This window comes from Chamaesiphon sp. OTE_75_metabat_556 (genome assembly GCF_031378165.1).
Classification (GTDB): Bacteria; Cyanobacteriota; Cyanobacteriia; order Cyanobacteriales; family Chamaesiphonaceae; genus Chamaesiphon.
Genome location: NZ_JANNDR010000144.1, coordinates 20,971 through 32,935 on the forward strand (window position 1 = coordinate 20,971; position 11,965 = coordinate 32,935).

At 47.4% G+C, this 11,965-nt stretch carries 10 protein-coding genes; 6 read left to right on the forward strand and 4 right to left on the reverse strand.

What is annotated here, in order from left to right; genetic code table 11:
- Positions 1-115: 115 nt before the first annotated feature.
- Both RMO27_RS06250 and pgl read right to left on the reverse strand, forming a co-directional pair.
- Complete coding sequence (locus RMO27_RS06250; protein ID WP_309730620.1) at positions 116-955, reverse strand: FHA domain-containing protein; 840 nt, start codon at positions 953-955, stop codon at positions 116-118.
- A gap of 328 nt (positions 956-1,283) precedes the next feature.
- Positions 1,284-2,012: a 6-phosphogluconolactonase gene (gene pgl / locus RMO27_RS06255; RefSeq protein WP_309730623.1), complete on the reverse strand. Its 729-nt coding sequence runs from the start codon at positions 2,010-2,012 to the stop codon at positions 1,284-1,286.
- Between the two features lie 234 nt (positions 2,013-2,246).
- On the opposite strand from pgl, the gene RMO27_RS06260 reads away from it, so the two are divergent.
- The 3 genes from RMO27_RS06260 (at position 2,247) to RMO27_RS06270 (ending at position 5,303) form a co-directional block, all read left to right on the forward strand.
- Complete coding sequence (locus RMO27_RS06260; RefSeq protein ID WP_309730625.1) at positions 2,247-2,981, forward strand: HpsJ family protein; 735 nt, start codon at positions 2,247-2,249, stop codon at positions 2,979-2,981.
- 155 nt (positions 2,982-3,136) lie between these two features.
- Positions 3,137-3,862 carry a DUF502 domain-containing protein gene (locus RMO27_RS06265; RefSeq protein WP_309730627.1) on the forward strand — a complete coding sequence of 242 codons (726 nt, stop codon included), beginning with the start codon at positions 3,137-3,139 and terminating at the stop codon, positions 3,860-3,862.
- Positions 3,863-3,884: 22 nt separating this feature from the next.
- Entirely contained in the window at positions 3,885-5,303 is a 1,419-nt protein-coding gene (locus tag RMO27_RS06270; protein ID WP_309730630.1) for an isochorismate synthase, read from the forward strand.
- On the opposite strand, the gene RMO27_RS06275 is transcribed toward RMO27_RS06270, so the two are convergent.
- On the reverse strand, positions 5,272-5,847 hold the full coding sequence (locus tag RMO27_RS06275) for a hypothetical protein (protein WP_309730632.1): 576 nt from the start codon (positions 5,845-5,847) through the stop codon (positions 5,272-5,274). The genes RMO27_RS06270 and RMO27_RS06275 overlap by 32 nt on opposite strands.
- A 318-nt stretch (positions 5,848-6,165) precedes the next feature.
- Here RMO27_RS06275 and RMO27_RS06280 point away from each other — a divergent pair, with 318 nt between their 5' ends.
- The 3 genes from RMO27_RS06280 (at position 6,166) to RMO27_RS06290 (ending at position 9,109) form a co-directional block, all read left to right on the forward strand.
- Positions 6,166-6,798 carry a response regulator transcription factor gene (locus RMO27_RS06280; protein ID WP_309730634.1) on the forward strand — a complete coding sequence of 211 codons (633 nt, stop codon included), beginning with the start codon at positions 6,166-6,168 and terminating at the stop codon, positions 6,796-6,798.
- Positions 6,799-6,982: 184 nt separating this feature from the next.
- Positions 6,983-7,165: a hypothetical protein gene (locus RMO27_RS06285; protein WP_309730636.1), complete on the forward strand. Its 183-nt coding sequence runs from the start codon at positions 6,983-6,985 to the stop codon at positions 7,163-7,165.
- Between the two features lie 345 nt (positions 7,166-7,510).
- Positions 7,511-9,109 carry an ATP-binding protein gene (locus RMO27_RS06290; RefSeq protein WP_309730638.1) on the forward strand — a complete coding sequence of 533 codons (1,599 nt, stop codon included), beginning with the start codon at positions 7,511-7,513 and terminating at the stop codon, positions 9,107-9,109.
- A 266-nt stretch (positions 9,110-9,375) separates the two neighbouring features.
- Here RMO27_RS06290 and RMO27_RS06295 read toward each other — a convergent pair whose 3' ends face one another.
- Positions 9,376-11,832 carry a CARDB domain-containing protein gene (locus tag RMO27_RS06295; protein ID WP_309730640.1) on the reverse strand — a complete coding sequence of 819 codons (2,457 nt, stop codon included), beginning with the start codon at positions 11,830-11,832 and terminating at the stop codon, positions 9,376-9,378.
- Positions 11,833-11,965 lie beyond the last annotated feature (133 nt).

The window sequence follows — 11,965 nt, forward strand, 5'->3', positions numbered from 1 at the left end:
CTCAAAACTGGATGCAGCAGACTTAAAATTTGATCGCAAATCAGCTACAACCAGAATCAGCAAATACTAAATTAATCGATCGAATCGAACAATTCACGCAGTCGATTGTCACTGGTTAGACGGCGGGTGCTTGAAAGATGAAAGTGACTAAATCTCCTTTGCCCAAGCCAATCCGATCCCCATCCCGCAATAAATGACGATTGCCTTTGGCTAAGACATTATGGTTGATATAAGTACCATTGGCACTGCCAGCATCTTCGATGTAGTAGAGATCGTTTTCCACTTGGATATTGGCATGAATTCTCGATACTACTTCCGCGCAAGGAAAGCTCGATACATCGATATCGGGCGCGATCGTTTCATTTGGTTTACCCACATGAATTACTTGCAGATGGGGCAGGATTTCCAAAATTGTATTTGTTTGCAGATGCAATAGTTGCCGGCTGACTAATGGCTGCTCGATGGCTGGGGGTGGCTCTGGTGTCGGTACTAGTGGGATCTCTACTGCCGCAGGAACGAGCGTCGGAGCCATAATATTGTCCGGCTCGTTAATCAGTGGTGCAGAAATTAGTGGTGCAGACGCCTCGCTAGTGGGAGTCTCGATGGGTGTAATGGGCGGTACGGATGTTTCGCTAATTGGAGTCTCGATCTGCGGAATGGGCGGTGCAAACAAATCGGCTTCTGGATCGGTCAATATTGTCGGTGGTAAATCGACAGTATTGACGGCTACCGGTACGGGATCGATCGCGGCCACAGCAGGAGGATGTAGCAGGATCGGTAATTTCGACTCTGCCAATTTCAGGTTATGACCGCACTGTCCGCAAAATGTAGCGTCGAGTTGAATCGATGCGCCGCAGCTTGGGCAAGCTTTCGTAGCTGGCAAGGCTGTATAACAAGCTTCGCAGTTAGTTGCGCCTTGAGGGTTCTCATGTTTGCAGTTGGGACAGACAATCATAAACTAAAGAGGTTTCTCATGTTTGCAGTTGGGACAGACGATCGTGAACAAATTAGATTTTAAGTTTTCAAGACTCAACCCGCTTAGATTTTAGCAGAATTAGACTGGCGATCTTCGCCCTCAATCTTCATCAGAGCAGGCGCAGTCAAACCTCGATCTCGATTCAGTTCCTTCAGGGTGCCCATGTTTGTAGTGAGAATCGCAGTTTGTTACTAATTTAGTGTTAGCTGCGAAGTTGTTAAGACTCCGCCCACTGACAGGCGATCGAGTCTAGAGTCTAGATGCCAGCTAGCTCCAACTTCGCACCTAAAAGATCGGTACCGATCTCTTAGGTGCGGATGGCTAATTTATCCCCAGCAGGGGCATCGAGCAGCCACAGTAACTCGCCTTGGGGCTTGATGCCCCGGGAGGGATAGGCAGCTGCATCGCCAGTGGGGGCAAAGACTTCGGCTAAAGCGGCTTGCTTACTCGCACCAGCGACCAGAAAGATCGTGCTCCGAGCGCGATCGATCGTGGGAAAGGTCAACGTCAATCGGGGCTGACCATCTTTGTCACCGATAGTTACCGATCGATCGACTACTGACAAAGCCGCTGTATGAGGGAATAAAGAGGCTGTATGCCCATCATCACCCATCCCCAGGAGCATCAGATCGAAAGCCGGAAATTCCCCCGTTGCTAGGCCAAAATGAGCCGCAAGCTGACGCTCGTAATCCGCAGCAGCCAATTGAGGATCGGCAAAATCCGTCCGCATCGGATGGACATTAGCTGTCGGAATCGGTACCAGATCCAGCCAAACTCGTTTGGTCATTCCATAGTTACTGTCGGGATGACTCGCTGCCACATAACGTTCGTCACCCCAAAAAATGTGGATTCGCTCCCAGGGTAGATCGGTATGGGCAAGAGCCGCGTACAATGGTTGCGGAGTCGAACCACCAGACAGCGCGATCGCGCAAGATTGGCGATCTTGAACTGCCATCCGAATTCGATCGATTATCAATGTCAAAGTGGCCGCGATCAGTGCCTCTCGATCAGGATAGATGCTAACTGTCTGGGTCATAAGGAGCGAGATCCTAACTAAACTAAATGCAAGTAATTAAATTCTAGGCCAGACTCGGTAACGATCGACGGTAATTGAGACGTTAATTTTCGCGGTGAGCGATCGCGATCTCGTCCAAAATTTGATGGGAACTTACCCAAAACAAGATAATCTAAGTTTTTAACTCCTCCACTTGGCACATTCACATCACTCACTGGTCGGAGTGAACATCTTAACTTCCCAATAATTTAGACTATGCAACCTACCGTTAGTAGTTTTCTGACCCCCCTCGCGCTCAAAACCGCAGGTGCAGTATTAATTTTATCCTCCCTGATCGACCTGATTTTCATGTTGTGGTTTCCACCAGAAACTTTGGTATTAGAAGGCAGTCGGTGGTGGCTGTACGCGACCAGTCAATTAGTAGATCGCGGGCTACTACCATTAGTGGGGATTGCTTTTGTCGTGGCAGGGGATTGGATTAAAATCGTTTCGACCGAAGATGGCGGCGAGCTAGGCAATAACTGGAGAATTGGCACTTTTTCGCTGGCGAGTCTGTTGGGGTTGATCTTTATCCTGATTATTCCGTTCCAGTTGATTACTAATAATGACTTTAAAACTCAAGATCTCAAAAAGATCGGCGACGAAGCCAGTCAAGTCCAACAAGGAATTAAAAGCAATCTCCAACAAATCGATGCCCTGAGCAAGGATAAAGTCAAAGAACAGCTCGTCGCGATCGATAAAGAGCTAGCTGGCGGTCAAGCGCAAGGCGAACGGCTGGCCAATCTCCAGCTCAATAAATTGTTGCTCACCGATCCCAAAAAATTCGCCCAAAAGGCCGAGCAAAATCTCCAAGTCCAAAAACAAAAACGCGAAACTCAAGTCAGCACGCGGATGATTCAAACTGGCGTTCGCACTAGTTTAGCCAGTTTCTTGCTCGCAATTGCTTATATTACGATCGGCTGGACGGGATTGAGACGCGTCCTGAAGTAGGAATTAGCAATTAGCCGCCTGACCTCGACTCAATCGCGATCGCACTGACAACCGGCGGATCGCAAATTGCCCCCTCCCCAGATCTGACAAAGCTTTGTATAGTATGAGTATGAAGAGTGCGACCGCGACCGATCGTCCTATCAAGTCGGAGATTTGTGTTCCAACATTTTAAACAGGATCTAAAGAACGATTTAATTGCTGGGTTGCTAGTCGTAATTCCGCTAGCTACGACGATCTGGCTGTCGATCAATGTGGCCACCTGGGTGGTCAATTTTTTGACTCGCATTCCCAAGCAGATTGCGCCCTTCGATGGCTTGGATCCGATCCTGGTCTATTTTCTCAACTTGCTAGTCGGCCTCGCCGCACCGTTGCTGATTATCATCATCATCGGGTTGATGGCGCGCAATATTGCGGGTAAATGGCTCTTGGATGTTGGCGAGCGCGTGCTCCAGGCGATCCCCCTGGCGGGAGCAGTTTACAAAACACTCAAACAATTGTTAGAGACCCTGCTACGGGATTCGGGTAACAAATTTCGGCGGGTGGTACTGGTAGAATATCCCCGCCGAGGGATCTGGGCATTGGCCTTTGTCACAGGTGCGCTCGATAGTGAAATTCAGTCCCAAATGCCCCAGAAGATGCTCAACTTATTTATTCCCACCACACCCAATCCCGCCACTGGCTGGTATGCGGTTGTGGCCGAGCAGGACGTCATGGATCTGACCATGTCGATCGAGGATGCGTTTAAAGTCGTGATTTCGGGTGGAATTGTCAATCCTGGGAATGTCGCCGTCGCGGCTTTGAGTCCAGCCTCGAACCCCGTCATGGAGAACCCAGTGGCTAGTGTCTTACCTGCCCCCATTATCTCTGAGGAGGACAATTAATCATCATCAACCAGAGTTCGTAATGGATCTTTATCTGAAGATAGCCACCCAGATTCAGAATTTTTTTAAATACGAATCTCGCGATCTCCCGCTCGAAATGGCGGGAAAAGTTGTGCGGGTAGATGTATCGATTCCGCAACTCGAACCATTAACTTGGCTAGCACGCCAAACTGCTGATGTCAAAACTTATTGGTGCGATCGCCAAGGTCAATTTACTGTTGCCGGAATTGGCAGTATCGATACGATCACCGGTCATGTGCCGATCGATTATCCCATTATCTTCGGACAATTAAGACAAAAACTCTCGCCCCTATTTCCGCATGTTCGTTACTACGGAGGGATCGGTTTTGATCGCGATCTCTGGCTCGATCCGAGTTGGCAATTATTTGGTAATTACCGCTTTGTGATGCCCAGATTTGAAATTTGGACGGATGGCACCGAGACTTTTTTTGCTTGTAATTTTATCGCCAATCGCCTCTCCCCACAATGGCTGCAAGCATTGGATCGAATTTTAGTAGAGTTGCGGCAACTCGATTTCACGCAACAGGAAGTCGCCATCGATCCACCTTTAAAAATCAGCCGTACCGATCAACCCAACTGGAATGAATGGCAACATAATGTCAACTTAGCCTTAGCCAAATTTTCCACACTTCAGCTCGAAAAAATCGTCCTCGCGCGGCGATCAACGCTGACATTTAGCACCGATCTTCAGCCCCAATTATTGTTGCTATTGCTCCAGGCACAAAACCAGTCGAGCTATCATTTTTGCTTTCAGATCGATGCCCATACTGCATTTATTGGTACCTCTCCCGAACGACTTTATGCTCGTCAAAATCGGGTGCTCAAAACCGAAGCAATCGCCGGTACTCGTCCGCGTAGTCACTTGGCAGATATCGATCGTCAATTAGGTGCAGATCTGCACGATTCACTTAAAGATCTGCACGAGCATCAATTAGTTGTCAATAATTTACGGACGATCCTCACCGAACTCTGTCATACCGTCGAGATCGATCCAGCGGCGACAATTCTCAAACTCCATAAAGTTCAACACTTGTATACCCAGTGCCTCGGAACCTTAACCGCCGATCTTACTGATGCCGAGATCTTGCCAAAACTCCATCCCACCCCAGCAGTCGGTGGCTTTCCCCGCACTCAAGCCTTGGCACTAATCCGCGAATTAGAACCCTTCGAGCGGGGCTGGTATGCAGCACCAGTCGGTTGGGTTGGCTCCGATAGTGTTGAATTTGCCGTCGCCATTCGATCGGGATTAGTCGATCGCGATCGCTTATTATTATTCGCTGGGGCTGGCATCGTGGCCGGATCGCAAGCAGCGGCAGAATGGGCAGAAATTGAAAGTAAGATTCGCCATTTCACAGATTTATTCGCCGCACCACTTGAGGTAACTGCAATTAGAGCGCATCGATCGCCTCTTGAGCAATAAGAATCGTCAATTTTGCTCGTTCTAGATCTGACAATTCCGCCCATGCTAACGGTCTGACGATTCGATCGGGATCGTTCGCGCCCAGATCGCAGCGCATGGCAAAAGCATAGGGGCGAGCCAGCAACAACAGATCTTCAGTCGCCCAATTCGCTAACAGGTCTTGCACCGAACCCACCAATCGATCGACTGGTTCGAGCTGGCTGGTGGCCAAACTGCTGACATTGGCCGCGATTTGGGCCAGCCACTGCTGGGGAACTCTCGCCCCAAATTTAGCTGTTAGTGCTGCTAGCGGACTAAAAGTAACACCCAGAGCTGGTGTCTCCCAGACAGATTGAATTTGCGCGTACAAAGATTGCGATTTCTGGGCGATCTCGGCATCCGACCAATCATCTAGACTAAAATGACGATCGGTTTGAGCATAATATTCGGCGGTATCGGGATCGGCAGGATTCCAGGGATACTCAATTGTCGATGCGGCCAAGAGACCATCCATTAATTCAGCTTCAGATTGATGTTGGTGTTTGGGTTGAGAGTTGAATGACATGCCTGGTGCTCCTTGCTGGTACGACGGGGTTTAGCGATCGGGATCTTAATTAATTTAAGTAACTTGAGAACTGCTAGCGGAACTTTTTAGAGAGAAAGTCAATCTAGAGGCCATTCAGGTCTGTTAGTGACTACATTTTAACCCGACCTGATTCCGTAAAAGTGTAAAAAAGCGTGCGGCGATCGCTAATTTAGCGATCTGCATCGATCATAGCGATCCCCACACCGATCTAACTCCCTCGATCGAGATAAACACCGCCGACCAAAACCCGCTCCGGTAGGGGTTGACAGCATTACTTTCTCTTATCCTCCTGTCAATATGATTACTCTCCTCCTGGTAGACGACCAAAATCTCATCCGACAGGGGTTAAAAGCTCTCCTGGAACTCGAACCTGACTTGTGTGTGGTCGGTGAAGCCGAAAATGGGGCAGTCGCGATCGAAGCTGTCAAAACGCTCGCACCCAATGTCGTCTTAATGGATATTCGGATGCCCGTGATGGATGGCGTGACTGCCACGCGGGAAATTTGTCGGCAATTTCCCGCTGTGAATATTCTGGTGTTGACCACCTTCGATGATGATACTTATGTCGCTGCGGCGATCGAGTATGGTGCCAAAGGCTATCTGCTCAAAGATACACCATCCGAAGAGATTGCCGCCGCCATTCGGGCGGTCGATCGGGGTTATACCCATTTGGCACCAGGGATGCTCGCCAAAATCATGTCTCGGCACGCAGAGCAGCACGGCACCAATTTACCACCCGCATTGGCCGAACTAACCCCTCGCGAGCTAGAAGTCTTGAAACTGATTGCCAAAGGTGCCAATAATCGGGAAATTGCCCAGACTCTGTACATCTCCGAAGGCACAGTCAAAAATCACGTTACCAATCTCCTCAACCGCCTAAATTTACGCGATCGCACCCAAGCAGCGATCTTTGCCAATACTTATTTTTGACTTGGGTTCGATCGCGAATTGTCAATATCATCAGCAATTTAGCTGATTTATCCACGAAACAGCCAGCTCTGGTGTTAAGTGTCGGCAATTGCTAGTCATAAAAGAGACATTTTGCGTACTGATACGAGATTGGGCTTCGGTAGAATAGATGAGCAGTATATACACGGACTCCTAATATATCCTGATGATTTCTCACTTCTACAAAGCTCAAGCCGAGCGTAAATGCCCGAAATGCGGTAGTTCATCGCTTACTCGCTCCCAGCGGGTCGATCTCACCGAGCGGATGCTAGCTTTGGTTGATATCTATCCTTACCGCTGCCACAAACAAACTTGTAAGCATCGCTTTGAAAGTTTTGGCCGTAACTAAGTGGCATGATCCTAAATCCTGATACTGACAGCGATCACCAGGATTGATATTAGTTAAATTTAGAAATATTACTATCGATGGAAATCGCGCCGAGGAGATCCCCTGGGCGCGGTTTTTGGTGAGTTCGTCGCACCAGTCAACTGGAGTAGTGACGGCAACCCCTCGGCTCAGATTTGGAGTTGGTTCGGCGCAAATCGAAATTCAGTCAGATCGACTAACATATAAATATTCCAAAACTCAATTTATTTAATATTTGTTTAATATTTTCCGGTTAGGAATTAAATCTAGAGTTATCCTAGAGAGGTAAGCCGATCGAGGGTGAGGTATTTAGACCTCGAATCAGACATGGAAATTATTAGTCCATCGGCATTAGGCAACATCGCAGCGGTTGTACCTTCCCAAATTGAGGAATTGCACTATCTTTGTTGCGAGCATTCAATCCTCCTCGATTTGGTCGCAGATACGATCGTGTTGTGGTCGATCGAGGGCAAAATAAAATATTGGAATCGAAGTGCCGAGCGGATCTATGGCTGGCCAGCCGCAAAAGCAATTGGCAGACAGACGACAGACTTGCTCTATCATCTCGACGATCCGCAATACCAAGCAGCAATCTCGCGCACACTCAATCGCGGCGAATGGAGTGGCGAATTTCACTTATTGAATCGCGAAGGCAAAAGTGTCATAGTTGCCAGTCGCTGGCATCTGATCGCCGCCACTACTGGCTCATCACCATCGATTTTGACGATCGATACCGATATCACCGAGCAGAAGCTCCTCGAACGCCAATTTTTGCACGCCCAACGGCTCGAAAATTTAGGGACGTTAGCCAGTGGCATCGCCCACGATTTGAATAACATTCTTACGCCGATCGTCGCTATTACTGAATTGCTACCATTGAGATTGCCAAATCTCGACGAGCGCACTCAGCGGCTACTGGCAACATTAGCAGAAAATTCCAAACGCGGACGAGAATTAGTCGCCCAAATTCTCACTTTTGCGCGAGGCGGTGCTGGCGAACATACCGTCTTTCAACCGCGCCACTTACTCGTAGAAGTCTTACAGATTGCCAGACAAACCTTTCCCAAATCGATCTCAGTCAGCCTCCAGATCGAGAATAGCCACCTGTGGACGCTCTCATCCGATGCCACCGAACTCCATCAAGTTCTGATGAACTTATGCATCAATGCTCGCGATGCGATGCCCGATGGGGGCGAATTGACGATTATGGCAGAGAATATCATCTTGAATGATGAATATCGCCAACTACATCCTCACTCGCTCGGCGAGGCGTATGTCGCCATCACCGTAGCCGATACTGGTATTGGCATCGAGCCGGAATTGATGGAGCGCATCTTTGAACCATTTTTTACCACCAAGCCGATTGGGCAAGGGACGGGATTGGGACTTTCGACAGTGCGGACGATCGTCAACAATCATCAAGGATTTGTGGACGTCTCCAGTCAAGTCAATCGAGGCACTCAGTTTCGGTTTTATTTACCAGCAATTATCGAAGAACGAGACTATTGCGCACCACACTTAGAGTCGGCAACCGATTCGATCTTGCCTATGCAAATTGGTAACGGCGAACTGATTTTGATCGTGGATGACGAACCCTCAATTCGGGAAATTCTCGGCACGACGATCGAATCTTATGGTTATCAAAGCCTGACAGCTAGTAACAGTCAACAAGCGATCGAGCTATTTACCCAACACCATCACCAGATTCAGACGATTTTGCTAGATTATATGATGCCTGGCGGGGATACTAGCGACACGATCGCCCAATTTCACTCGATCGATCCGACTGTCTGCACGATCGTCATGAGTGGCTTATCTGCCCATGAAATTGCCGATCTCTATCATGGGGAAATAATTACAGCATTTTTGGCCAAACCCTTCAGCACTCAGAATTTATTGCATACTTTACATGATGTTTTGAATTAGGCTTGAGGTTTTAGGTTTTAGGTTTCGTCCGAAAGTGGATGCTCCCGATTCTAGTTAGTTTAGTAAAATGTCGATTGAGATCCGATCGATTCGCAAATCCAGAATCTAAAGCTATGTCACTGAGCGATCCCTGTAACGGCCTTGAGTTGAGCGGACGACGATGCCGTTTGATCACCCGTAATATAATACTACGTTCCGCTCCAATGAAGTGTTAGGGTTCCTCATTACCATGCTTGCTACACTGCTTTGATGCAGCGTCTGATCAGTTAACCTGACTTGGATTCGCAAAGCTCATTATTAGCCTCATTGGACTCCAAAACAACATCCTCATTATCTACAGTGACGCAAACTGTACAGTCTGGATCAAAACAGTTTCCATCACGAGGACTCTTAATTCTAAATGACTGTGATGCACCTGCCACAAGGCCTCCAGGAAATGCCTGATTGACGGTTAAGGATTGCGCTGGGTCAAAGACCACTTTTGTATTAAACGCCGTGGCATCTGCTGTCCCAATATTGGAGATTGTTACACTTACGTATGTGACGCAAGTTCCAGCCCCTTCTGGACAGCCAACATCAAGGTTTTCAATTTTACTAACTACAAGATCGGGTTTACTTACCTCAAGTTCGATCTTCCGTTCGGGAATCCGCTCAACATCAATACTACTATGAGTTGTCGTTTTGCCCCACCAGCCTAAACTGGCAGTTGTATAGACTGCGTTTACATCTAAGCTAGATCGACTTTGAATTACTACAAATCCTTCTATTAAAGGCGTTGGAAATCCTGCTGGGAATAGCTTATTTTTAATATCTACACAATCTATAGTTGCTGCCTCATCGGATCGAAGCATATTTGTAGAGAGGGGAAAGACCCTAGTTGGCTCTTTCTCTTCAGTAGGAAATGCCAAGGCAAGCTTCTTGAAAAATGGCACATTAAAATAGTTTGGATTATGAACATTGATTGAGGTTGCATAAACGCCTTTCGTAAAGCTTAGATCTTTAGAATCTTTTTGCAAACCACAAATAAGCTTAGCTGTATACTCAAATTTCGGAATAATTCTTGTATTCAAAGACTTTTCTTCTGTCTTTTCATTTCCAACAATGTCTTTATAAGTAACCTTTAAGATATTCTTTAACGTCGTATCGTTTAAAGTGGTTAAGGGAACAGTAAACTGAACTTTGCGAACTGCTTCAGAACCAACTGGCATCGTCTCTAGTTCAAAACTCTTATTGGAACCATCGGGGAAGATATCTTTAAGAACGACATTAAGAGCTGGACCTCTCCCGATATTTTTCACTTTCAATGTATACGCAAGGGTTTCACCGATAATTGCCTCTTTGGGACCTGTCTTTTCTATCTGTAAGATAGGCTGAAGCCGCTCTGACAGAATTTGGCGCGATCTCTCGATGGTGTCTGGATCGGCTTCAGCAGGAACAGGACTAGAAACACCGTTTGCTGCATTTGCTAGATCACGGAATTTATACACAAGCTTGTCCCAGTCATCATAGCCAGCAAGGGAAGTTGTTGCCATATCACCATTAATGTCTGCTGAGACATTACTATTGTTTGGGGGCTGGCAGTTGGTGACCCCTTCGAGAATTGTATTGCCATTCCAATTGGCTGAACCAAATCCATACAGTCCATTATCAAACCCCACGCACTCATCAAGGCTCGACTCAATCAGATTTATAGCATCTCGGGAATAGTCACACTGACCTGGTAAAACTCCAGGTTGAGTCGGTACACTACACATCTGAAATGCATAGTTCATTACGCTGAGATAATTAGGTTTGTTATTGACTCCATCTCCACCACCATGTGCAAACCCAAGTGTATGACCAAACTCATGCATTAAGGTGCCAGCCTGCTGTGCTTGACTGCCGATGGAGAAATTGTTGGCATCGACACCCCAGCACGCATTACCTCCTGCCCCAACTCCGCCAAGCGTTACCATAAAGTCGTTAGCCGGACTACCTTCTTCGTAACCACTAGTGCAATCATTTGTCGCACTTCTCAAGTTAGTTTGATGAGCAAATAAACCATAGCGGAAGATTAACTGACGTAGAGGGTTAAAGTTAGCAGTCTTTAACGTATAGAAATTAGTGGCTGGATTCCCGGCAGCACCGTCATAGTCAATAACTGTATTTCCTGCTTCTGGTATCTGGCTGCCACCACCACCGAAATCACCAAAGTTTCCGGTGATTCCACCAGTTCCAACTACGCTGATAACATTATTGGAGCCATATAATGAACCAGTATCTACATGTAACTGAATGCCCGTCGTACCATCTGAATTTGATACTGGCGCATTAGCAAAGGATTGAACGACATCTCTTACTGCCCCTTGAAGAGGACAATGCGAGTGATCGGTCGAATCCAATAGATCTCCGTCACCGTTACCATCGCTGACAAGACAATCAATCTCAAGAAACAAGTCTTTGCGCAGAGGATTGGCACCCAAGCTAGGCAAATTCACATCTACTTTGCCATCTCCATTGGCATCAAAACCATTTGTTTCCCAAACGTCGAGTAAGCCATCACCATCACTGTCTTTTTTAAAGGCTTCGATTGCAAAGCCGTCATCGATGGTGTAGTTCGCAGCAAACGAACGGATCGGGGTGCCAAACTGGTTGAAGATGTCTACAGCTCCATTTACGTCTCCAGCAATTAGGATTTCGTCTCGCCCATCTCCATCTACATCGCCAACTGCAAAGCAGGGCAACCGCACACGTTTCGTAACAATTACTAAGAGCTAGGAGGTGACAATGTTTAAGGCACTAAGCACGGTTTTAAGATAGTTGTCATCCCATCCGGCTTGGAGTCGTCTAGTTTTAACGCCTACCTTACTTTCTTTA

What these genes read in the sequence shown, in the direction of transcription:
- RMO27_RS06260 (WP_309730625.1), top strand. Translation starts at nt 2,247, where the DNA reads ATGCAACCTACCGTTAGTAGTTTTCTGACCCCCCTCGCGCTCAAAACC.
- RMO27_RS06290 (WP_309730638.1), top strand. Translation starts at nt 7,511, where the DNA reads ATGGAAATTATTAGTCCATCGGCATTAGGCAACATCGCAGCGGTTGTA.
- RMO27_RS06285 (WP_309730636.1), top strand. Translation starts at nt 6,983, where the DNA reads ATGATTTCTCACTTCTACAAAGCTCAAGCCGAGCGTAAATGCCCGAAA.
- RMO27_RS06250 (WP_309730620.1), bottom strand. Translation starts at nt 955, where the DNA reads ATGATTGTCTGTCCCAACTGCAAACATGAGAACCCTCAAGGCGCAACT.
- RMO27_RS06280 (WP_309730634.1), top strand. Translation starts at nt 6,166, where the DNA reads ATGATTACTCTCCTCCTGGTAGACGACCAAAATCTCATCCGACAGGGG.
- pgl (WP_309730623.1), bottom strand. Translation starts at nt 2,012, where the DNA reads ATGACCCAGACAGTTAGCATCTATCCTGATCGAGAGGCACTGATCGCG.
- RMO27_RS06270 (WP_309730630.1), top strand. Translation starts at nt 3,885, where the DNA reads ATGGATCTTTATCTGAAGATAGCCACCCAGATTCAGAATTTTTTTAAA.
- RMO27_RS06275 (WP_309730632.1), bottom strand. Translation starts at nt 5,847, where the DNA reads ATGTCATTCAACTCTCAACCCAAACACCAACATCAATCTGAAGCTGAA.